General features: G+C 65.1%; 20 protein-coding genes. 10 read left to right on the top strand and 10 right to left on the bottom strand.

What is annotated here, in order from left to right; translation table 11 throughout:
• Window positions 1-48 precede the first annotated feature (48 nt).
• Together YP76_RS24510 and YP76_RS24505 are read left to right on the top strand one after the other, a co-directional pair.
• Window positions 49-981, top strand: a complete 933-nt coding sequence (locus YP76_RS24510; RefSeq protein ID WP_046766014.1) for an ABC transporter ATP-binding protein — start codon at window positions 49-51, stop codon at window positions 979-981.
• On the top strand, window positions 978-1,748 hold the full coding sequence (locus tag YP76_RS24505) for an ABC transporter permease (protein ID WP_046766013.1): 771 nt from the start codon (window positions 978-980) through the stop codon (window positions 1,746-1,748). The genes YP76_RS24510 and YP76_RS24505 overlap by 4 nt, the downstream gene beginning before the upstream one ends.
• Before the next feature lie 52 nt (window positions 1,749-1,800).
• Here YP76_RS24505 and sppA read toward each other — a convergent pair whose 3' ends face one another.
• The gene (gene sppA, locus YP76_RS24500; RefSeq protein ID WP_046766012.1) at window positions 1,801-3,705 is read right to left on the bottom strand and encodes a signal peptide peptidase SppA; all 1,905 of its coding nucleotides are present in this window, start codon (window positions 3,703-3,705) and stop codon (window positions 1,801-1,803) included.
• Between the two features lie 155 nt (window positions 3,706-3,860).
• Here sppA and gpmA point away from each other — a divergent pair, with 155 nt between their 5' ends.
• The 8 genes from gpmA to YP76_RS24460 all read left to right on the top strand — a co-directional run bounded on the left by gpmA (window position 3,861) and on the right by YP76_RS24460 (window position 11,750).
• Complete coding sequence (gene gpmA / locus YP76_RS24495) at window positions 3,861-4,547, top strand: 2,3-diphosphoglycerate-dependent phosphoglycerate mutase (RefSeq protein ID WP_046766060.1); 687 nt, start codon at window positions 3,861-3,863, stop codon at window positions 4,545-4,547.
• A 97-nt stretch (window positions 4,548-4,644) separates the two neighbouring features.
• Window positions 4,645-5,139, top strand: a complete 495-nt coding sequence (gene purE, locus YP76_RS24490; protein ID WP_046766011.1) for a 5-(carboxyamino)imidazole ribonucleotide mutase — start codon at window positions 4,645-4,647, stop codon at window positions 5,137-5,139.
• 1 nt (window position 5,140) lies between these two features.
• The gene (locus tag YP76_RS24485; RefSeq protein ID WP_046766010.1) at window positions 5,141-6,211 is read left to right on the top strand and encodes a 5-(carboxyamino)imidazole ribonucleotide synthase; all 1,071 of its coding nucleotides are present in this window, start codon (window positions 5,141-5,143) and stop codon (window positions 6,209-6,211) included.
• Entirely contained in the window at window positions 6,208-6,732 is a 525-nt protein-coding gene (locus tag YP76_RS24480) for a dihydrofolate reductase (RefSeq protein WP_046766009.1), read from the top strand. The genes YP76_RS24485 and YP76_RS24480 overlap by 4 nt, the downstream gene beginning before the upstream one ends.
• An 8-nt stretch (window positions 6,733-6,740) precedes the next feature.
• Window positions 6,741-7,682, top strand: a complete 942-nt coding sequence (locus YP76_RS24475) for a bifunctional riboflavin kinase/FAD synthetase (protein ID WP_046766008.1) — start codon at window positions 6,741-6,743, stop codon at window positions 7,680-7,682.
• Window positions 7,683-7,716: 34 nt separating this feature from the next.
• Window positions 7,717-10,692 carry an isoleucine--tRNA ligase gene (gene ileS / locus YP76_RS24470; RefSeq protein ID WP_046766007.1) on the top strand — a complete coding sequence of 992 codons (2,976 nt, stop codon included), beginning with the start codon at window positions 7,717-7,719 and terminating at the stop codon, window positions 10,690-10,692.
• Between the two features lie 127 nt (window positions 10,693-10,819).
• Entirely contained in the window at window positions 10,820-11,332 is a 513-nt protein-coding gene (gene lspA, locus YP76_RS24465; RefSeq protein ID WP_046766006.1) for a signal peptidase II, read from the top strand.
• 4 nt (window positions 11,333-11,336) lie between these two features.
• Entirely contained in the window at window positions 11,337-11,750 is a 414-nt protein-coding gene (locus YP76_RS24460) for a DUF3035 domain-containing protein (RefSeq protein ID WP_046766005.1), read from the top strand.
• A 7-nt stretch (window positions 11,751-11,757) separates the two neighbouring features.
• Here the strand turns inward: YP76_RS24460 and YP76_RS24455 are convergent, their stop codons facing one another.
• The 9 genes from YP76_RS24455 to YP76_RS24415 form a co-directional block, all read right to left on the bottom strand.
• Entirely contained in the window at window positions 11,758-12,087 is a 330-nt protein-coding gene (locus YP76_RS24455; protein WP_046766004.1) for an ArsR/SmtB family transcription factor, read from the bottom strand.
• A complete protein-coding gene (locus tag YP76_RS24450; protein WP_046766003.1) occupies window positions 12,074-12,529 on the bottom strand; it encodes an SRPBCC family protein in 456 nt (151 codons plus the stop codon). Before YP76_RS24450 ends, YP76_RS24455 begins: the two co-directional genes overlap by 14 nt.
• Window positions 12,530-12,594: 65 nt before the next feature.
• On the bottom strand, window positions 12,595-14,520 hold the full coding sequence (gene dxs / locus YP76_RS24445) for a 1-deoxy-D-xylulose-5-phosphate synthase (RefSeq protein WP_046766002.1): 1,926 nt from the start codon (window positions 14,518-14,520) through the stop codon (window positions 12,595-12,597).
• 120 nt (window positions 14,521-14,640) lie between these two features.
• The gene (locus tag YP76_RS24440) at window positions 14,641-15,111 is read right to left on the bottom strand and encodes a Fur family transcriptional regulator (protein ID WP_046766001.1); all 471 of its coding nucleotides are present in this window, start codon (window positions 15,109-15,111) and stop codon (window positions 14,641-14,643) included.
• A 46-nt stretch (window positions 15,112-15,157) separates the two neighbouring features.
• On the bottom strand, window positions 15,158-15,484 hold the full coding sequence (locus YP76_RS24435) for a DUF423 domain-containing protein (RefSeq protein WP_046766000.1): 327 nt from the start codon (window positions 15,482-15,484) through the stop codon (window positions 15,158-15,160).
• Window positions 15,481-17,301: a cation:proton antiporter domain-containing protein gene (locus YP76_RS24430; RefSeq protein ID WP_046765999.1), complete on the bottom strand. Its 1,821-nt coding sequence runs from the start codon at window positions 17,299-17,301 to the stop codon at window positions 15,481-15,483. The genes YP76_RS24435 and YP76_RS24430 overlap by 4 nt, the downstream gene beginning before the upstream one ends.
• On the bottom strand, window positions 17,301-17,723 hold the full coding sequence (locus YP76_RS24425) for an iron-sulfur cluster assembly scaffold protein (RefSeq protein ID WP_046765998.1): 423 nt from the start codon (window positions 17,721-17,723) through the stop codon (window positions 17,301-17,303). The genes YP76_RS24430 and YP76_RS24425 overlap by 1 nt, the downstream gene beginning before the upstream one ends.
• Window positions 17,724-17,779: 56 nt before the next feature.
• Entirely contained in the window at window positions 17,780-19,165 is a 1,386-nt protein-coding gene (locus YP76_RS24420) for a hypothetical protein (RefSeq protein WP_046765997.1), read from the bottom strand.
• 1 nt (window position 19,166) lies between these two features.
• On the bottom strand, window positions 19,167-21,245 hold the full coding sequence (locus YP76_RS24415) for a transglycosylase domain-containing protein (protein ID WP_046765996.1): 2,079 nt from the start codon (window positions 21,243-21,245) through the stop codon (window positions 19,167-19,169).
• Window positions 21,246-21,297 lie beyond the last annotated feature (52 nt).

The following is a 21,297-nucleotide window of genomic DNA, read 5'->3' as shown; positions in this document are numbered from 1 at the left end:
GGCGGCGCCCTATCTTTGCCGCTCAGCACAAAGGGGGCACTGCCGCGCATGGCGTCCATCATCACCGTTTCCGGCCTGACGAAAAGCTATGCTTCGGGTTTTCAGGCGCTGAAAGGCGTCGACCTGGCAATAGAGGAGGGCGAGATTTTCGCGTTGCTGGGGCCGAACGGCGCCGGCAAGACCACCATGATCTCCATCATCTGCGGCAATGTCCGCCCGACCGGCGGCAGCGTCACCGTCGCCGGGCATGACATCATCCGCGACTATCGCGGATCGCGCTCCGCCATCGGGCTGGTGCCGCAGGAGCTTCATACCGACGCGTTCGAGCAGGTGATCGACACCGTCACCTTCTCCCGCGGCCTGTTCGGCAAGCCGCGCAACGACGCTTATATCGAGAAGATTCTGCGCGACCTGTCGCTCTGGGACAAGCGCAACAACAAGATATTGGAACTGTCCGGCGGCATGAAGCGCCGCGTGATGATTGCAAAAGCGCTGTCCCACGAACCGCGCGTGCTGTTCCTGGACGAGCCGACCGCGGGCGTCGACGTCGAACTGCGCCGCGACATGTGGAAACTGATCGGTGAATTGCGCCAGACCGGCGTCACCATCATCCTCACCACTCATTATATCGAGGAGGCGGAGGAGATGGCCGACCGGGTCGGCGTCATCAACAGGGGCGAACTGGTGCTGGTCGAGGAAAAGACCGCGCTCATGAAGAAACTCGGCAAGAAGACGCTGACCATCGTGCTGGCGGAGGCGATGTCCGCCGTTCCGCCGGACCTGGATGAATGGCAGGTCACGCTGAAGGCGGACGGCCATGAGATGGAATATGTGTTCGATACCCAGGCCGAACGTACCGGCGTGTCTTCGCTGCTGCGCAGGCTGGGCGATCTCGGCATCGGATATAAGGACCTCAATACGCAGCAGAGCAGCCTGGAGGACATCTTCGTCAGCCTGGTCCATCGGGAGAAGGCGGCATGAACGGCTTCAACGCGCGCGCGATCTGGTCGATCTACAAGTTCGAACTGCACCGCTTCCGCCGGACCTGGCTGACCGGGCTGCTGGTTCCGGTCATCACCACCTCGCTCTATTTCGTGGTGTTCGGCGGGGCGATCGGCTCGCGCATGACGCAGATCGACGGCATTCCCTATGCCGCCTTCATCGTGCCCGGCCTCATCATGATGTCGATGTTCACGGAAAGCATCTTCAACGCCAGCTTCGGCATCTACATGCCCAAATTCACCGGCACCATCTATGAACTGCTGTCGGCCCCGGTATCGGCCATGGAAACGATCATCGCCTATGTCGGGGCGGCGGCCACCAAATCGCTGATCGTCGGCACGATCATCTTCCTGACCGCGCATCTGTTCGTGGACCTGCCGGTCGCCCATCCTCTGGCGATGGCGGTCTTCATGGTCCTGATCGCGGTCAGTTTCTGCCTGTTCGGCTTCATCCTGGGGATCTGGGCGCAGAGTTTCGAGCAGTTGCAGGTGATCCCGCTGCTGATCATCATGCCGATGACCTTCCTGGGCGGCGCCTTCTATTCGATCCACATGCTGGCGGAGCCGTGGCGGACGATCACTTTGTTCAACCCGATCGTCTATCTGATCTCCGGCTTCCGCTGGACCTTCTTCGGACGCGGCGATGTGGGCATTGAATTCAGCCTGCTGTTCATTGCCGGGATGCTGGCCCTGTGCCTGGCAATCATCGGCTGGATGTTCCGAACGGGCTACCGGCTGAAGAAATAGAGGATGACGCCATGGCGGCCGTCCCGGTCGGACGGCCGCCATTCCCTTTATCTCATCCCTTCAGCAAGCCCAGCAGCATCGCCCATATCCCGCGCTGATCGGCAGCCTTCGTCACGCGCGGCGCGCCATAGCCCCGGCACTCCAGGCAATCCGCCCGCACGCCCGCGCCGCTCACCAGCGCGCGCACGTCGGCAATCGCCTGCAAGGCCCAGTTCCGCTGGATCACAGCCTGCCGTCCCAGCAGGTCGCGTCCCACCGCCCCATCGGTCGTCCCGGCATCGTCCTCATCTTCGCGATCCACGATGGACTGGACGAACTGCGCGAACTTGTCCGGTTCCTTGGCGATGCGATAGGGCTTGGCCTTGGCCGGATCGATCTTCGCCAGCTTCGCCGCCTCGGCGATCGCGTCCTCCAGCCCACCGAAGCGATCCACCAGCCCGATCTGCCGCGCCGTGCCGCCGTCCCACACGCGGCCCTGCGCGATCGCGTCGATCTGTTGCGGCGTCTTGTGGCGCGATTGCGCGACCAGCCCGACGAAACGGCCGTAAATATCCTCGACCCCCATCTGCATGATCCGGTCGAATTCGGGCGTCGTGCCGCCCACCACATCGGGCTGCCCCGACAGCGGCGTCGTCTTCACCCCATCGGTGGTCACGCCGATCTTCGCCAGCGTGCCCTCGAAGCTCGGGATGATCCCGAACACGCCGATCGATCCGGTGATCGTGTCCGGCTCGGCAAAGATCACGTCGCCCGGCGTCGACACCCAATAGCCGCCGCTGGCAGCGACATTGCCCATGGAGACCACCACCGGCAGCCCTTCGGATTTGGCCTCCATAATGGCGCCCCGGATCTTCTCCGACGCCATCACCGATCCGCCCGGCGAATCGACGCGCACCACCAGCGCCTTCAGGTCCTTCTCCGCCAGCGCCTTGCGCAGCAGGGCGGAGATGGTGTCACCCGCGGCCGTTCCCGGACCCGCCTCGCCATCGACGATGTCGCCCGCCACCGTCAGCACGCCGATGTCACCGCCATTGGCGGGCTTGTGCGCCTTCATGTAGTTTTTAAGGTCGATGGCCGCGAAGTCGCCTGCCTTGTCGTCGGGCGCATCGCCCGCGATTTCGGCTACACGCTTCCCGAACGCCGCTTCGTCGCCCAGCTTGTCGATCAGGCCCGCACCCAGCGCCGCCTTCGCCAGATTGCCGCCAGCCGCTTCCGCCAGACCCGCCGGATTACTCACATAGGCCGCCAGCTTCGCCTTGGGCCGTGCCTTGGCCACCTCCTGCTGCCAATCCTCCCACAGCGCATCGGCCAGCGCCTGATTGGCCTGCTTGGCCTCGGGCGACTGGCCGGTGCGGGTGAAAGGCTCGACGAAGCTCTTGTAGGTGCCGACGCGATAGACATGGGTGTTGACCCCCAGCTTGTCGATCAGTCCCTTGTAATAAAGCCCCGATCCGCCGCGCCCGATGATCGCCACGCCGCCCAGCGGGTCGACCCAGCTTTCGCTCGCATGCGCGGCAAGCTGATAGCCGTCGTCGCTATAGATGGTGGCATAGGCCAGGACCGGCTTCTTCGCCGCGCGCACCGCGTCCAGCGCCTTGCCCACGCGCGCCAGCGCGACCTGGCCGCCGCCGGCAAAGCCGTCCAGGTTCAACACCACGGCCTTGACATGCCGATCGTCCTTCGCGGCGTCCAGCGCGGCGACGATCTCGGCCAGCCCATATTCCTTGCTCTTGTCGCGGGAACCGGTGAGCAGCGCCATCGGATCGACCTCCGCGGGCTGTTCGACGATGCTGCCGTCCAGTTTCAGCAGCAACGCGCCACTGCTCACGCTTTGGGACGGTTTGGGCGACCAGGACAGAGCCGCATAAAGCAGCCCGAAGAACATCAGCAGGAACAACAGCACCAGCCCGTCCTTGATGGCGACCAATATGCGCCACATCCCCTTCACAAATGCCAAGTCGCCGGTTCCTTCCTACAATGCCTGAATGGGCTATCCCATCGACGGACCGACTGCAATGTGGGGGCGGGCGGGGACCGCGCAAGCTTGCGCCGGATGAATCCGGCGCTATGGGAGGCCGCAACTCATGGCTTTTCGTGCAGGAGACACGCCTCATGCCCACGCTCGTCCTTATCCGCCACGGCCAGTCGGCCTGGAACCTCGAAAACCGCTTCACCGGCTGGTGGGATGTCGACGTGACCGAAAAGGGCGCGGAGGAAGCCCGTGCGGCGGGCAAGCTGATGGCGGAGAAAGGGCTGGATTTCGACCAGTGCTACACTTCGGTCCAGACCCGCGCGATCAAGACGCTGAACCTCGTGTTGGAGGAAATGGGCCGCCTGTGGCTCCCGGTCGAAAAGGACTGGCGCCTCAATGAGCGCCATTATGGCGGTCTCACCGGTCTCAACAAGGCGGAGACGGCGGCCAAGCATGGCGACGATCAGGTGAAGATCTGGCGCCGCAGCTTCGACACGCCCCCGCCGCCGCTGGAGGCGGGCAGCGAGTTCGACCTATCGAAGGACCGCCGCTATGCCGGCATCCCGATCCCCTCGACGGAATCCTTGAAGGACACGATCGCTCGTGTGCTGCCCTATTGGGAAGAGCGCATCGCTCCCGATCTCAAGGCCGGCAAGCGCGTCGTCATCTCCGCCCATGGCAATTCGCTCCGCGCGCTGGTGAAGCATCTGTCCAACATCCCCGACGACGAGATCACCGAACTGGAAATCCCGACCGGCCAGCCGATCGTCTATGAATTGAACGACGATCTGACCGCCAAGGACCGCTACTATCTGTCCGAACGCTGACAGGGTACGCCCTGCGGGCAAATCCCGCATTGCCCCTTGGCGGTCCTCCCGCTAAGGGGCTTTGCTTTCCGCATGATCAGGGAAAGTGCGAAGCGAAATGAACGGGGCAGTCGAAGCCGTGCAAGTCGGCATCATCATGGGCAGCCGATCCGACTGGGAAACGATGCGCCATGCCTCCGAGACGCTGGAGGCCCTTGGCGTCGCCCATGAGTGCAAGGTCGTCTCCGCCCACCGCACCCCGCAGCGCCTCTACGACTATGCCACCGGCGCCGTAGCCCGCGGCCTGAAAGTCATCATCGCGGGCGCAGGCGGCGCCGCGCACCTCCCCGGCATGACCGCCTCCATGACCCGCCTGCCGGTCCTTGGCGTCCCCGTCGAATCCAAATCGCTCAAGGGCATGGACAGCCTGCTCTCCATCGTCCAGATGCCCGGCGGCATCCCCGTCGGCACGCTCGCCATCGGCAAGCCCGGCGCGATCAACGCCGCGCTGTTCGCCGCCTCGATCCTCGCCACCACCGACACGGCCCTTGCCGGGCGCCTCGACGCCTGGCGCGCTAGCCAAACCAACGACGTCGCGGAAACCCCCGAATAAGATGACCATCATCCCGCCCGGCTCCACCATCGGTATACTCGGCGGCGGCCAATTGGGCCGCATGATCGCGATCGCCGCCGCGCAGCTTGGCTATCGCACGCATATCTACGCCCCGGAAACGAGCGGTCCCGCCGCCGACGTCTCCCCGCGCTGGACGCAGGGCGCCTATGAAGACGCCGACGCCCTCGCGGCCTTCGCGGACAGCGTCGATGTGGTCACCTATGAGTTCGAGAATATCGACCCCTCGGCGGTCGAAGTCCTCGCCACCCACGGCCTCGTCCGCCCCGGCGCGCAGGCGCTGCGCATTGCGCAGGACCGCCTCGCGGAAAAGCGCTTCGTCTGCGACCTTGGCGGCCTGACCGCCCCCTTCGCCCCGGTCGAAAGCCTCGACGATCTTGAGGAAGCGCTCGATCAGATCGGCAGCAAGGCGATCCTCAAGACCAACCGCATGGGCTATGACGGCAAGGGGCAGGCGCGCCTGTCCGACCCCGGCGACGCGGTCGGCGCGTGGAACGCCATCGGCCGCCAGAGCGCCATCCTCGAAGGTTTCGTCACCTTCGCGCAGGAGTTCTCCGTCATCCTCGTGCGCGGCGCCCATGGCGAAATCCGCTTCTGGGACAGCGCGGCGAACGTCCACACGGACGGCATTCTCGACACCTCGACCGTCCCCGCAGGCCCCCTCATCGAAGGCCAGCTTCCCGAAGCCCGCGCCCTCGCGTCGAAGGTGGCCGACGCCCTCGACTATGTCGGTGTCCTGACGCTTGAATTCTTCGCCAGCGCCGACGGTCCGGTCTTCAACGAAATGGCCCCGCGCGTCCACAATAGCGGCCACTGGACCATCGAAGGCGCGCTCACCAGCCAGTTCGAAAACCATGTCCGCGCCATTTGCGGCCTGCCGCTGGGCGACACCCGCCTCGCCGCCGCGAAGGTGGAAATGCACAACCTCATCGGCGAACAGGCCAATGACTGGCAGCGGATCTTGTCCGATCCGGCGAACCACCTGCACCTCTACGGCAAGCATGAAGCCCGCCCCGGACGCAAGATGGGCCACGTCACGCGCCTGACGCTGTGAACGAACCCCCCGAAATCATGCTCATCCTCGCCCGCGCCGATAATGGCGTGATCGGCAGGGATGGCGACCTGCCCTGGCGTCTGCCCGCCGACCTCAAGCATTTCAAGGCGCTGACCCTGGGGCATCCGATGATCATGGGCCGCAAGACCTTCGACAGCCTGCCCGGCCTGCTGCCCGGCCGCCGCCACATCGTCCTGACCCGCGACGCGAGTTGGACAGGGGAGGGTGCCGAAACCGCCGGCAGCCCGCAGGACGCCATGGCTCAGGCCGGTGCCGCCACGATCGCGGTCATCGGCGGCGCTGAAATCTACCGTCTCTTCCAGCCGCTCGCTCATCGCATAGAACTCACCGAAGTCCACATCGACGCGGAAGGCGACACCCACATTCCCTATCCCGATCCCGCGGACTGGCAGGAAATCGCCCGCGAGGATCATCCGGCGGAAAATGGCCGCCTCGCCTACAGCTTCGTCACTTTCCGTCGTACCGCCGCGCATTGCCAGCGGCCGGACGCGCCCCTATAGCGCGCCTCATGGAGCGGCTGCACAGCAGTGACGCGATGCCTGCCCATCTGCGCGGCAGCATCATGGCGCTGGGGAATTTCGACGGATTTCACGCCGGGCATCAGGCCGTCGCCCGCCGCGCGATAGAACGCGCCCGGGCCGAGGGGCGCCCCGCGATCATCGCCACCTTCGACCCGCATCCGATGCGCCTGTTCCGCCCGGACACGCCCTGGTTTCGCCTGACCACGCTCGACCAGCGCGAACGCCTGTTCGCCAGGGCGGGCGCCGACGCGATGCTGCTGTTCGACTTCACCCGTGAACTGGCCGCGCTCGACCCGCTCTCCTTCGTTCGCATGCTGGCCCAGGATTGGGGCGTCGCCGGAGTCGTCACGGGTCAGGATTTCACGTTCGGCAAGGACCGCGCGGGTTCCATCCAAAGCCTCGCGGAACTGGGCGCCTCCATGGGTCTCATTGCCGAGGCCGTGGCCCCGGTCACGGGGGAGGGCGGAGAGGTCATCTCCTCCACCCGCATCCGGCAGGCGCTCAAGTCCGGCGACTGCGCCACCGCCACCCGCCTGCTGACCCGCCCGTACACCATCGAAGGCATGGTCCAGCATGGCGACAAGCTCGGCCGCACCATCGGCTTCCCGACCGCCAATGTCGACATGGGCCATTATCTGCGCCCGGCCTATGGCATCTACGCCGTGCGCGGCTTGCTTCCCGACGGCCGCATCCTCGACGGCGCCGCCAATCTGGGCATCCGCCCCAGCTTCGATCCGCCCAAGGAATTGCTGGAGCCGCATTTCTTCGATTTCGCCGAAAGCCTCTACGATCAGGTGATAGAGGTCCAACTCATCCACTTCCTCCGCCCCGAAGCAAAATTCGACGGCCTCGATGCGCTGATGGCGGCGATTGCGAAGGACTGCGAGGATGCGCGGCAAATCCTTGCGGGAATGCCCCACCTCGCCTAATGCCGCGCGATCAGATCAAAACGCGCGGACCCCGATGACCGACCAGCCCAGCCAAGAAACCAAAGATTACAAGAGCACCGTTTTCCTGCCCGTCACCGACTTCCCGATGAAGGCGGGCCTCGCGCAGAAGGAGCCGGCGATCCTTGGCCAATGGGAGGAAATGGACCTCTACGGCAAGCTGCGCGAGCGGCGGAAGGGCCGGACACGCTTCATCCTCCACGACGGCCCGCCCTATGCCAATGGCGACATCCATATGGGCCATGCGATGAACAAGGTGCTCAAGGACATCATCGTCCGCAGCCAGTCTTTGCTCGGCAAGGACGCGCCCTATGTGCCCGGCTGGGACTGCCACGGCTTGCCCATCGAATGGAAGATCGAAGAAGAATATCGCAAGAAGAAGCAGAATAAGGACGAGGTTCCCGCGCAGGAATTCCGCGCCGAATGCCGCGCCTATGCGGACAAATGGGTCGGCGTGCAGAAGGACCAGTTCAAGCGCCTTGGCATCATGGGCGATTGGGACGACCCCTATCTCACCATGAAGTTCGACGCCGAAGCCACCATCGTCGGCGAACTGTTGAAATTCGCGGAAAGCGGCCAGCTCTATCGCGGCGCCAAGCCCGTCATGTGGTCGCCTGTCGAAAAGACCGCGCTGGCCGAGGCGGAGGTCGAATATGAGGACATCGTCTCGACCCAGATCGACGTGGCGTTCGAGATTGTCGAAGCACCCAACGCGCCGGAACTGGTCGGCGCCCATGCGGTGATCTGGACGACCACGCCCTGGACGATCCCGGTCAATCAGGCTTTGGCCTATGGGCCGGAGGTTGAGTATGTAGCGATCCGTGGTCGGCAGTTCATTCGCAAAGAAGGGGTCGGCACAGTTACTTCGGGCGACCAATTGGAAACCCATTGGGAAGGGGTTGTCCTTGTAGCGGCCAAACTGTTCGATGAGTTTCGGGGGCGTTCGGCGTTTTCGTCTGATGATGACCAGTTCGCGAAACCACTTTGGAGCGGCAAAGGCTCCGACCTAGCCGGAGCCATCGCCCGCCACCCAATGCACCATCTCGGCGGCTTCTTCGCCAAGCCCCGCCCGCTGCTCGCAGGCGATTTCGTCACCACCGACGCGGGCACCGGTCTCGTCCACATGGCGCCCGACCATGGCGAGGACGACTTCGCGCTCTGCAAGGCGAACGGCATCAACCCGGTCTTCGCGGTCGAGAATGACGGCAAATATCGCGAGGACTGGCTCTGGCTCGGTGGTCAGGGATCGGTCATCAACCCCAAATTCGTCGGCAAGGACGGCCCGATCTGCACCGACTTGGCGCAGGCGGGCGGGCTGCTGGCGGCCTCCGACGACTTCAAGCACAGCTACCCGCATAGCTGGCGCTCGAAAGCAAAGATCATCTTCCGCTGCACCCCCCAATGGTTCATCCCCATGGACCAGAATCCCTCTCCTGCGGGAGAGGGAAGGGGCCCGCTCGCGCCAGCGAGTGGGAAGGGTGAGGGCGACAACGGCGCCACCCTGCGCGACCTCGCCCTCAACTCCATCGAACACACAAGATGGGTCCCCGAACGCTCGATCAACCGCATCCGCTCGATGGTGGAGGGCCGCCCCGACTGGGTGATCAGCCGCCAGCGCGCCTGGGGCGTCCCCATCGCCCTCTATGTCCATCGCAAGACCGGCGAATATCTGGTTGATAAATCAGTCAACGCCCGCATCATCGAAGCGTTCAAGGGCGCTGGCGCCGACGCATGGTTCGGCGCCGACCACCAAGCCCTTCTCGGCCCCCATTACGACCTCAACGACTATGAGGTCGTGAACGACATTCTCGACGTCTGGTTCGACAGCGGCTCCACCCACAGCTTCGTGGTCGAGGGCCGCTATGGCGAAGGCGTCCGCGCCGACCTCTATCTCGAAGGCTCCGACCAGCATCGCGGCTGGTTCCAGTCCTCGCTGCTGGAAAGCAGCGGCACCCGCGGCCGCGCGCCCTATGACGCCGTCCTCACCCACGGCTTCGCGCTGGACGGGCAGGGCCGGAAAATGTCGAAGAGCCTCGGCAATGTGGTCGACCCGCTCAAGGTCATCGCCGAAAGCGGCTCCGACATATTGCGCGTCTGGGTCGCCAGCACCGACTATTTCGACGACGTCCGCATCGGCAAGGAAGTGCTGGCCGGTTCCTCCGACGCCTATCGCAAACTCCGTAACACTTTCCGTTACTTGCTCGGCGCTCTTTCCGATTTCTCCGAAGAGGAAAAACTGCCAGTAGCCGAAATGCCGGAACTGGAGCGCTACATGCTCCATCTGCTGGCGAAACTGGACACCGACCTCAAGTCCGTGGTCGACAAGGCGGCAGGCAGCGAAAACTGGCTCGAATTCAGCCGCTACACCCGCGCACTGATGGACTTCGCCAATAGCGACCTGTCGGCCTTCTTCTTCGACATTCGCAAGGACTGCCTCTATTGCGACGCGAAGTCGGACCCCAAGCGCCGGGCCTATCGCACAGTGTTGGACACGCTGTTCCACGCGCTGGTCCGCTACGCCGCGCCGATCATCCCCTTCACCGCTGAGGAAGTGTGGCAAAGCCGTTATCCAAACCCTGAAGAAAGCGTGCATTTCCTGGAATGGCCGGAGGTCGACGCCGCTTGGTTCGATGAAACGCTTGCGGAAAAGTGGGAAGAGCTTCGCCTCTTGCGTGGCTATGTGACTGATGCCATCGAACCTTATCGTCGCGACAAGACGATAAGATCCAGTCTCGAAGCCGAAGTGGCAGTAGACTTGAAAGATCCGGAAGCGGTTGAGCGATTTGCATCCAGCGCAGTCGATTTCGCTGAAATCTGTATCACTGCCTCGGCCTCCATTTCCGGCTTCACCGACGATAATTTTGAAGGCATCAGGCGTATCAGCGTTGCACCGTCCGAAAAGCACAAATGCGGCCGCTGCTGGCGTCTGCTGCCAGAGGTGGAAGAAGACGGCACGCTCTGCAATCGCTGCGATGAGGTGCTAACTGCGTGACAGGAAGCGCTTGCCAAGAGGTAGGTGCTCCTGCGAAGGCAGGAGCCCAGTCCCAAGGCCTGATCTGGGCTCCTGCCTTCGCAGGAGCACGATGGGTTTCTATCACTAAGGCGACGATCTGAAGCCCATGCCCACCCCGATCAACCATCGCCCCTTGGGGCTCACCGTCGCGATCGTCACCCTCATGTTCGATCAGCTCGTCAAATATACCGTCACCTATCCACTGGCGCTGAAAAGCCGGATGGACGACGGCATCGAGATATTGCCGATCTTCCGCCTGCGCTGGCTGGAAAATCGCGGCGTTTCCATGGGCTTCTTCCACGCCGACACCAATATGATGCGCTGGATACTGGTCGGCATGACCATGCTGATCGCCGGCTTCGTGGGCGTGTGGATGTGGCGCGAAAAGGCGCGGCAGGACGTCGCGGCACTTGGCCTCGTCCTTGGCGGCGCGATCGGCAACATCGCCGACCGTGTGCGGCTGGGCTATGTGGTCGATTATGCCGACCTGCATTTCGGCGAATGGCGGCCATTCCTGATTTTCAACCTGGCTGACGCGGCCATCACTTTCGGCGTGCTGATCCTCCTTGCGCGAGCGCTTCTGCTGCGCGAGAAGGGCGCAAAAAGACGGAGACTCTGAACTGATGCGTAAACTGATCCTCGCCGCTGGCCTGATTTCGATGCTGTCCGCCTGCGGCGGCGGTGGCGGCCTGTTCAACCGCGCCCGCCCCGATGAGTTCGCCGTCTCGCGTCAGGCTCCGCTGGTGATCCCGCCCGACTTCGCGCTGGTCCCGCCTGCGCCTGGTACCCCCGCGGCGGCCCAGGTCGATTCGAGCAAGGCCGCGATGGAGGCCATGTTCGGCGGCCCCGCCGCCCGCAGCGTCGCCGAAACCGGCACGCTGAACGCCGCCGGCCGCGTCAACGCCGCAGCGGGCATCCGCTCATCGGCGGGCGATCCGGGCACGGAAGTCGTGGATAAGGGCGCCACGACCCGCGACATCATCGCTGCCCCGGAAGGCGACGGCCAGGACGCCCGCGCCTCCACGCCGCAGCAATAAGAACCGCTTAGGGCTGGTTCTCGACAAAGTCCCTGAACCGGCCCAAAGTCCCGTCCCACTGGCTCTTCACCTGATCCAGCCAGTTGCGGGCATCGACCAAGACCTCCGGCTGCAAGGTGAACAACACCTCCCGCCCGCTCCTGGTCCGCCGCACCAGCCCCGCGCCCAGCAGCACGTCGAGATGCTTGGCCACCGCCTGCCGACTGATCGGCAGATTCTCGCCCAGTTGGACGATCGACCGCTCCGATCCATCGGAAAGCCGTCCGATCAAACCCAACCGCGTCGCATCCCCCAATGCCGCGAACAGGCGGGCGGGGGAGCCCTCAATCCCCGACATAGTCGCGGATATTCTTCACCTGCTCGGTCCAGCCGCCGTCATTGGACCGCATGACATTGGAACGCCGGGGCTCGGGCACCTTGTCGAATCCACTCTCCGTCACCGTGAGCCGCGTGCCGTTGCCCAGCGGCTCCAGTAGGAACTCCACCAGCGTCCACTCCGGCACCGTCGCGCCGCTGTCCATCAATGCCTTGTCACCCCCGGTTGCCGGCCACTCATAGGCAAAGCGGGTCATCGGTTCGATCGCCACGATCCGCGCTTCCCAGCGGTAATCCTCATAACCGGGAAAGGTCATATGCCCGGTCGAGGCCCGGCCCACGGCGAAAGGCTGGTCCAGCGCTACGCGGAACCAAGCTCCAAATTTCTCGTGATCGATCAGCGCGTCCCAGACCTTTTCGACAGGCGCGGCGATCTCGATGGTCTTGATGATGGAATCGGTCATATCAGCAACCTCCTGGTTGCCAATATGGGCGCGCTGATCCCTTCATGCAACCATATAGTTGCTAATCAGGCGCGTACTTCCGATCCGATGCCCGCGCTGTTGTGGCGCAGGGCCGTCAGCACCGTGTCGACAATCGCCTCCGCATCCAGTCGCGCATCGGCATATTGCTTCTCGGGCTTGTCCTGGTCCTGGAATATGTCGGGCAGGCGCATCGTTCGCAGCTTGAGCCCGTTGTCGATGAGGCCCTGATCGCTCGCCATGGTCAGGACATGCGCGCCCAGGCCGCCGATCGCCCCTTCCTCGATGGTGACGGCGACCTCATGGGTCGTCAGCAGCTTGCGGATCATCGCCTCGTCCAGCGGCTTGGCGAAGCGCAGATCGGCCACGCTGGTCGACAGGCCCCTGGCTTCCAGCGCCTCGGCGGCCTTCATTGCCTCCTCCAACCGGGTGCCAAGCGACAGGATCGCGACCTGCCGTCCTTCGCGGACGATCCGGCCCTTGCCGATCTCCAGCCGCTCCGGTGTTTCGGGCAGGGCGATGCCCACGCCGTTGCCACGCGGGTATCGCACCGCGATCGGCCCATCGTCGTGCAGCGCGCAGGTGTGAACCATGTGCACCAGTTCCGCTTCGTCGGCCGCTGCCATCACCACCATATTGGGCAAGGTCGCGAGATAGGTGATGTCGAAGCTGCCCGCATGGGTCGATCCGTCCGCGCCTACCAGGCCTGCGCGGTCGATGGCGAAGCGCACAGGCAGGTTCTGGATCGCCACGTCATGCACGACCTGATCATAGGCCCGTTGCAGGAAGGTCGAGTAGATCGCGCAGAAGGGCCGCATGCCCTGCGCCGCCAGCCCCGCCGCGAAGGTCACGGCATGCTGCTCCGCAATGCCGACGTCGAAGGTCCGGTCCGGAAAGGCGGCGGCGAATTTGTCCAGACCCGTACCGGATGGCATGGCGGCGGTGATCGCGCACACGGTCGAATCGCGCTCCGCCTCGGCGATCAGCGCCTTGGCGAACACGCCGGTATAGCTGGGCGGTCCGGGAGGCGCCTTGGCCTGGGCGCCGGTGATGACGTCGAACTTCTGCACGCCATGATATTTGTCCGCCGCCGCCTCGGCCGGAGCATAGCCCTTGCCCTTCTGCGTCACGACATGGACGAGGCAGGGGCCCTCCGCCGCATCGCGGACATTTTCAAGCACGGGTATCAACTGGTCGAGATTATGCCCGTCGATCGGCCCGACATAATAGAAGCCCAGTTCCTCGAACAAGGTGCCGCCCATCGCCATGCCGCGCGCGAACTCGTCGGTCTTGCGCGCCGCATTGTGGAGCGGGCGGGGCAACTTGCGCGCCAGCCGCTTGGCAAGGTCGCGCAGGCCAAGGAACTCCCGGCTCGACACCAGCCGCGCCAGATAGGCCGAAAGCCCTCCGACGGGAGGAGCGATCGACATGTCATTATCGTTCAATATGACGATCAGCCGATTGCCGGCCTCCCGTGCATTGTTCATCGCCTCATAGGCCATGCCCGCCGACATGGAGCCGTCCCCGATCACCGCGATCGCCTTGCCGGGCTTGCCCTGCATCTTGTTCGCGACCGCGAAGCCCAGGGCCGCACTGATCGAGGTGGAGCTGTGCGCCGCGCCGAAGGGGTCGAACTCGCTCTCCGCCCGCTTGGTGAAGCCGCTGAGCCCGCCACCCTGGCGCAAGGTACGGATGCCGTCGCGCCGTCCGGTCAGGATCTTGTGCGGATAGCATTGATGCCCGACATCCCAGACCAGCTTGTCGTCCGGCGTTTCGAACACATAATGGATGGCCGTGGTCAGTTCCACCACGCCCAGCCCCGACCCCAGATGGCCTCCCGTCACTCCCACGGCGGAAATCACTTCCTGCCGCAGCTCATCGGCGACCTGCCGAAGTTGGTCGGGTTGCAATTTGCGCAGGTCCGCAGGCCAGACGACCTGGTCGAGCAGCGGGGTGGAAGGACGATCGTTCATGAAAGACTATAGACTCCCGAGCGCAGGAGGTTCCCTGTTTGTCGCGTTTTCCGAGTCAGCGGACGGCATCCGCTTCGAAGACCGCTCTGGGCCGTTCCGGGCCGAAGCGCAACGCCTCCTTCATGCCGCGCACTTGGCGCAGGTGCCCAATATCTCGATGATGGGGCGTTCCGGCTGAAAACCCGCCATCCGGGCCACGGCACGCACCTTGTCCGTGACCTTATCGTCGTCGACATGCGTGGCCTGCTTGCACCGGGAGCATACCAGGAAGATGCAGTCATGGTGACAGCCCGGATGCACATTGGCGATGTAGGCGTTGGCGCTTTCCACCCGCATGGCGATATTGTTGCTCACGAACAGGTCGAGGATGCGGTAGACGCTGTTGGGCGCCACCCGCTTGCCCCGCGCCTTCGACACGGTGTCGGCGATGTCATAGGCCGATGCCGGTCTTTCCTCCGCCGCCAGCGCGTCGAAAATGGCCGCGCGCATCGGCGTCCATTGTTCCTGGCTCGCCTCCAGCGTCGCGCGTGCGGCATCCGCCAGATTGTCGCCTGACGGTTCATGATGGTCGTGGTGGTGGTGATCGGCCATAAGTACAATCTAAGCTTGGGTGATGTCCGGGGCAAGGGCGAGCGGTTCAGCTCCGCCAATAGATCCAGGCGGCCCAGAGCCAGCCGGCGATCATCAGGGTTCCTCCGATCGGGGTAATCGCGCCGAACCATTTCGGCGCTCCCAGAGCCATGGCGTAGAGGGTGAGGGCAAAGACCGCCGCCCCGCTCAACAGCAGCGCCGCCGGTCCCCGCGCCACGCCCATGATGGCGAGCGCGCCGACCGCGTGGACGAGTTGGTACAGGCCGCCGGTGCGCAGCCATTCGGCAGCCTGCGGACTGGACGCGCCGTGCGCGCCAAAGGCTCCCGCCGCGATCGCCAATGCCGCCGATAATGCCGCCAGAACCGCAATCATGCCTCGTCCTCCCCTTCGCCGCGCACCATCAGGTGCATCCGCCTGCCGGGGCGGTACATCAATTCCTTGGCGGCGAGCAAATTGCCATGTTCCATCTGCAACGCCATGCGTTGTTCGTCATTCTGGCGATATTGACGCTCCACCTCTTCCACCTCCTCCTGCGGCACGCCCAGCGCCTGCATGGCCTGCACCCCCATGCAAATGGCGGACTCGAACACCTCGCGCACGACGCCCGCCAGATCGAGGTCCTTGAAATCCAGCAACTGCCTTCGGTCGAAGGCGCGCACCACGAGCGCGGCTTGGGGGAAGGCCTCGGCAATCGGCGCCAGCACGCGTCTGTCGAGCGAGGGATCGTCGATGCAGAAGGCGATCAACCGCGCCTCGTCGGCGCCCGACCGCCGCAACAGGTCGATCCGGGTGCCGTCGCCATAATAGACCTTCATGTCGAAGCGGCTGGACACTTCGATCTGGGAGGGTTTCTTGTCGATCAGCACGACGCCGAATCCATGGCCCATCAGCATCTGCGCCACCGTCTGGCCGAAACGGCCGTAGCCGACGATGATCGCCGTACCGCGCGGCGCGTCTTCAGGCCGTGGCAGGTCCGATGCCTGCTTCGGCTTGGCGAATTCCAGCCGACGGGCGAACAGCATCAGGAACGGCGTCGTCGCCATGGAGAAGGTGACGATGGCGCTGAACAGGCTCGCGGCCTGGGGGGCGATCAGCAGGGCGTTCTGCGCCTGCGCGAACAGGACAAAGCCGAACTCGCCGCCCTGGCTGAGCAGCAGTCCCGCGCCGATGGCCTGGTTCCGTTCCATGCCGAACAGCCGGGCGAGGCCCATGATCAACGCCGCCTTTGTCGCGACCAGCACCGCCGCCATGCCGATGACGAAAACCGGATTGGCCGCCACCGTCCGCAGGTCGAGCACCATGCCGACCGCCAGGAAGAACAGACCGAGCAGGATCGAGCGAAAGGGTTCGACGTCCGCCTCTATCTCATGCCGATAGGGGGAGTCGGCCAGCATCACGCCCGCGACGAAAGCGCCCAGCGCCGTCGACAGGTGCAATGCGTGCATCAAGGCGGCGGCAGCCAGCACGGTGAACAACCCGACCGCGACGAACAGCTCGCGCTCGCCCAGCCGCCCCACCAGATGCAGCAACGGCCGCAGGATGAAACGCCCCGCCAGCACCAGCCCGGCGATGGCCGCGACGGTATAGCCCGCCATCATCCATCCGGGCGGCCCGCCCGCATCGGCGGGATTGCGCGAAAGGGCCGCGACGATGGTGATCAGCGGTACGATCGACAGGTCCTGGAACAGCAGGATCGAAAACACCTTCTCGCCAAAGGGCGAGTTGATCCGGCCGCTGCTCTTGAGGCCTGGCAGAACCTGCGCCGTGGAGGAGAGGGCCAGCGGCAAGCCCAGCGCGATCGCAGCCCCCCAGCTAAAGCCAGTGCTGTAGAAGATGATCGCCGTGAGCGCGCATCCGCACAGCACGACCTGCGCGGCGCCCAGCGCGAAAATATCGCGCTTCAATCGCCACAACCGCGCCGGATGCAGTTCCAGCCCGACCAGGAACAGCAGCAGGACGATGCCGATCTCGGCAATGGCGAGCTTCGATTCCGCGCCGCCGACCAGATGCAGTCCCTGCGGCCCGACCAGCGCGCCCGCGACCAGATAGCCCAGCACCGCGCCCAGCCCGAACCGGCGGAACAGCATGACGAACAGCACCGCCGCGCCCAACAGGATAACGCCCTCGGAAAGCAATATGTCGGTGGCGGAAACCGGCGAAGCGCCGATCTGAGCGGCCGGTCCCTGCATCAGGCGTCGGCCATGCGCGCGGCCTCGGCAATGGCTTCGAAGCCCAGCCGGATGGAAGCATGCCGCGCCGGATAGCCCCGCGCCGGCGCCAGCACCGCCAGTCCCGGCCAGAAGTCCAGATCGTCGCTTTCCCCCGCCAGATAGGCGGTCAACCGGTCTCGCGCATCGGCCAGTTCAGCGGCGGTCAGGCCGATCGCCTGCGCGGCCATCAGCGCCGCGGAGGCCTGCCCCAGGGCACAGGCCTTCACGTCAAGCCCCATTTCGGCGAGCCGCCCCGCCTCCATCCTGACGTCGGCCGTCACCCGCGATCCGCAGGTGGGCGAGCGCTTCTCCACGCTCGCCTGCGGATCGGGCAGGCGACCATGGTGGGGAACGTTCGCAGCGAGCCGCAGAATGTCTTTATTGTACAGGGGGGCACTCATTCCCACCCATGTAGGGCAGGACGTGTTCGGGAGAAAGGGCGCGAACCCATGTTTTGTCATAGCCGCGCCAGAGCGGCGACCAGCGTGATGACCAGTGGCGGCGCGGCCATCTCCATTCCTGCCCGCCATCGGACGGAACGGGGCAGGGCAGGCATATCGCCCAGCGCGATCACGGCCGCCATGGCTGCCGCCATCATGGTCCAGAGATAGTAGCGCAACTCCGACGCAACGCTGAACACCGCATAGCCAAGGCCATAGAAAAGGGCCGATCCGGCGAGCATGCCGATGGTCCGCGCCGACGGCATCCGCCGCGCCGCCAGCATCAACCCGAAGGCCAGCGCCATCCAGGCGCAGGGCCAGCCGAGCGGCGTATCGGCGCTCCTGATCGCCGCCGCATCGACGAAATCCAGCGCCGGACCAGCCGTTACGTGGAAATTCCAGTCATTGGGCGCCGATTCCCGCTGCACGGGCCGTTCGATCTCGTCATGGACCCAGAAGCGGGCATTGATGTTCCAGTGGGCGAGGCGATGCTGCGCATAGGCGACCGGATGGCGAAATATCTGTTCGATCCAATAGGGAAGGGCGCTGATGTGCGAAGCATGAAAGTCCCGCCGGACCTGCTCGAAATTCAGCGGGCAAAGCGGATCGACCCACCAGGAGAAGCTGTCCCATTTCACCGGGGTATAGCAATGATGGACCGCCGCGATCGGCTGTTCGACCTTCATCGCGGGAAAGGCGTCCTGCCCGCCATGTTCCGTGATCCCGGCCAGGTCGAAGATCACCAGCGACAGATTGACGTCGCTCGGCGCCGCGCCCAGCGCCTGGTTGGCCAGCGGCATGGCCAGCAGCAGCAGCACGGACATGACGGCTGTGGCCAGGACCATCCGCAACCGGGAAACCAGCACCGCCGGCCCCAGCGCCAGCAGCAGGATCGGCACGCCCGCCAGAAAGGCGTTGAAGCGCAAGGTCGCGGCAAGGAAGACCAGCGCCGCCGCACCCGCCCGCGGCATGACGGACCGGCTTTCCTGCGACAGCAGCATGAGCGCCACGGCCGCCGTCAGCGCACCTGCCATCAGGCAGTCCTTCAGCACCTCGCCCATCAGCGCGACGGACAAAGGCAGCAGTGCGCAAAGCCCTAACCCCATGGCCACGCCCGGCCGTCCCCGCCGCAGCGCCCAGGCGATCAGCCCTGCCATGCCCGCCGCATACAGGCCAAGCTGCAACAGCAGCATCGGTGCCGGTCCCGGCCAGAGCGGCAGGATCAATCGCCAGAGGCCCTCCATCATCGGCGGATGCCAGTCGTCGAACGCGCCGCTCAACGCCTGGTCATATTGGCGGACCGAATCATAGGTGACGAGGCCCGGCCAGTAGCTGAGCGACAGCGCCACCGCCGCGCCCAGCGGCAGGAAAGCCAGAAGGTGCGACGGCCGCGCCGTTCTCATGTCAGGGGCGTTGCTCGCCGGACGCAGGATCGGCGGGAACGATGATGCGCGGCGGCGGCGTACCCGGTTGCGGTGCGGGCGCGCCCGGTGGAGGCCCCTGCGGCTGGTCGATCGGCAGGCGAAGCTGTCCGTTGCCGATATTGACCGTCACGCCCTGCGTATCCAGCCCGACGCTCATATTGCCCAGGCCCGCCTCGCTCGCGACATTGGCGATGGCGTTGACCAGATCGCTGTCCTTCGTCTCCTCCGGCGCATCCTCGACCGGCTCGTTGATCGCGCTGCCCATGAAATTGCGCCAGATGCGCGCGGGCACGCCGCCGCCCGCCGCGCCGCCGGGAAGCGGCGTGTTGTCGTCATTGCCGATCCATACCGCCGTCACGAGGCCCCCCGCATAGCCGACGAAGATCGCGTCCCGGCTGTCCTGCGTCGTTCCCGTCTTGCCGAAAGTGCTGGTCCGCAGCGCCGCCGCGCTCCCCGTGCCGCGATTGGCGGCGGAGGAGAGCAGGTCGCGGATCATCTCCAACTGGTCGTCGCTGAAATGCTTCTGGCGGCTCATCAACCGGCCGAACCAGCTCTGCTCCTCCGGCGGCAGGCCATGGGCCAGCACCGGATAGGCGCCCGCCGCCACCGCCGCATAGGCTTCGGTCAGCTCCACCAGCGGGATTTCCGACGTGCCCAGCGCCAGGCTCAGATCCTCGGTCAGGGGCGCGGTGACGCCCAGGTCGCGCGCCACCTTGATCACATTGTCGACGCCGACCTTCTGCGTCAGCCGCACCGCCGCCACATTGCTGGACGCGGCGAAAGCCTGCCGCAGGGTGATCCGCCCGCGATATTTGCCGCCATGATTGGCCGGACGGTAGGTGCCGGTGGTGATCGGCGTGTCCTCGATGAAATCGTCGGGCGTCATCCCCGCGCGGAAGGCGGCGAGATAGACGAACAGCTTGAACGTCGACCCCGGCTGGCGCTTGGCCTGCACCGCGCGGTTGAAGGCGCTTTCCCCATAATTCCTGCCCCCGACCATCGCGACCACGCTGCCGTCGGGCTTCATCGCCACCAGCGCAGCCTGTGCCTTGCCCAGCGGCGCATGGCGGATCGCCGCCTCCGCCAGCCGCTGGATGCGCCAGTCGAGCGTCGTCGCCACATTCTGCGCGCCATAGACCGTGCCTGCCCGGTCGCGCGCCTGCGGCAGCACCCAGTCGGCGAAATAGGTGCCGCTGGTCGGATCGGGCGCCTCCTGCACATTGAGCCGGGCGGGCGGCAGGGCATTGCGCTGCGCCTTCGTGATGTAACCCGCCTCGACCATCGCCTGCGTCACCAGCGCCGCCCGTTCCTGCGCGCCCTTCAGGTTGCTGGTCGGCGCCAGGCGGGAAGGGGCCTTAAGCAACCCCGCCAGCATCGCCGCCTGCGGGATGGTCAGCCGTTCCGGCTGGCGGTTGAAATAATGCAGCGAAGCCGCCCGCAGCCCATAGACATTGTCGCCGAAATAGACGTTGGAGAGATATCTCTCCATGATCTGGTCCTTGGTCAGCCACGCCTCCAGCCAGAAGGCGATCAGCGCCTCGCGCGCCTTGCGGCCGAAGGTCCGGTCTGCGGACAGGAACACGCCCTTGGCGAGCTGCTGCGTGATCGTGCTGCCGCCCTGCGACGATCCGTCCGACCAGAGATTGTGCCAGGCCGCCCGGGCGATGCCGCGCGGATCGACGCCCCAATGGCTGTAGAAGCGCCGGTCCTCGATCGCCATGAAGGCCTGCGGCACATGTTTGGGCAGGGCGGCGACGGTGACGGGCTTGTCGATGATCGCGCCGCGCCGCGCGATCAGGTGGCCGTCCGCCGACATCAGGCTGATGCTGGGCGGGGCAATCGGCTTCAGAGAACGGGACAGCGGCGCCGTCACCGCCAGCCAGGCGATGATGATCATCATCAGCGCCAGCAGCGCGGCCACCACCCATCCGCCGATCTGCACCCGGCGCTTCCACGGGCCGGGCTGTGCGAACGCACTGGGTGGTCCTGCGCCGAATTCACGGGGCGACAGGGCATCGGGCTCGGGAGTCGGCAGGGGATCGTTCATCGCTTCGGTCATGCTGTGTTATTTGTCTGATACGGTCAAGCATGTCCCGTCGCGGGACAGCTCC

It is taken from the genome of Sphingobium chungbukense, assembly GCF_001005725.1.
In the GTDB taxonomy this organism is placed as follows: domain Bacteria; phylum Pseudomonadota; class Alphaproteobacteria; order Sphingomonadales; family Sphingomonadaceae; genus Sphingobium; species Sphingobium chungbukense.
The sequence above is the reverse complement of the archived record's forward strand: the minus strand, read 5'-3'. Positions and strand labels throughout refer to the sequence as shown.

Excerpts from the sequence above, each read along its gene's own strand:
- YP76_RS24510 (WP_046766014.1), top strand. The coding sequence starts at position 49 with ATGGCGTCCATCATCACCGTTTCCGGCCTGACGAAAAGCTATGCTTCG.
- YP76_RS24505 (WP_046766013.1), top strand. The coding sequence starts at position 978 with ATGAACGGCTTCAACGCGCGCGCGATCTGGTCGATCTACAAGTTCGAA.
- gpmA (WP_046766060.1), top strand. The coding sequence starts at position 3,861 with ATGCCCACGCTCGTCCTTATCCGCCACGGCCAGTCGGCCTGGAACCTC.
- purE (WP_046766011.1), top strand. The coding sequence starts at position 4,645 with ATGAACGGGGCAGTCGAAGCCGTGCAAGTCGGCATCATCATGGGCAGC.
- YP76_RS24485 (WP_046766010.1), top strand. The coding sequence starts at position 5,141 with ATGACCATCATCCCGCCCGGCTCCACCATCGGTATACTCGGCGGCGGC.
- YP76_RS24475 (WP_046766008.1), top strand. The coding sequence starts at position 6,741 with ATGGAGCGGCTGCACAGCAGTGACGCGATGCCTGCCCATCTGCGCGGC.
- ileS (WP_046766007.1), top strand. The coding sequence starts at position 7,717 with ATGACCGACCAGCCCAGCCAAGAAACCAAAGATTACAAGAGCACCGTT.
- lspA (WP_046766006.1), top strand. The coding sequence starts at position 10,820 with ATGCCCACCCCGATCAACCATCGCCCCTTGGGGCTCACCGTCGCGATC.
- YP76_RS24460 (WP_046766005.1), top strand. The coding sequence starts at position 11,337 with ATGCGTAAACTGATCCTCGCCGCTGGCCTGATTTCGATGCTGTCCGCC.
- YP76_RS24455 (WP_046766004.1), bottom strand. The coding sequence starts at position 12,087 with ATGTCGGGGATTGAGGGCTCCCCCGCCCGCCTGTTCGCGGCATTGGGG.
- YP76_RS24450 (WP_046766003.1), bottom strand. The coding sequence starts at position 12,529 with ATGACCGATTCCATCATCAAGACCATCGAGATCGCCGCGCCTGTCGAA.
- dxs (WP_046766002.1), bottom strand. The coding sequence starts at position 14,520 with ATGAACGATCGTCCTTCCACCCCGCTGCTCGACCAGGTCGTCTGGCCT.
- YP76_RS24440 (WP_046766001.1), bottom strand. The coding sequence starts at position 15,111 with ATGGCCGATCACCACCACCACGACCATCATGAACCGTCAGGCGACAAT.
- YP76_RS24435 (WP_046766000.1), bottom strand. The coding sequence starts at position 15,484 with ATGATTGCGGTTCTGGCGGCATTATCGGCGGCATTGGCGATCGCGGCG.
- YP76_RS24430 (WP_046765999.1), bottom strand. The coding sequence starts at position 17,301 with ATGCAGGGACCGGCCGCTCAGATCGGCGCTTCGCCGGTTTCCGCCACC.
- YP76_RS24425 (WP_046765998.1), bottom strand. The coding sequence starts at position 17,723 with ATGAGTGCCCCCCTGTACAATAAAGACATTCTGCGGCTCGCTGCGAAC.
- YP76_RS24420 (WP_046765997.1), bottom strand. The coding sequence starts at position 19,165 with ATGAGAACGGCGCGGCCGTCGCACCTTCTGGCTTTCCTGCCGCTGGGC.
- YP76_RS24415 (WP_046765996.1), bottom strand. The coding sequence starts at position 21,245 with ATGACCGAAGCGATGAACGATCCCCTGCCGACTCCCGAGCCCGATGCC.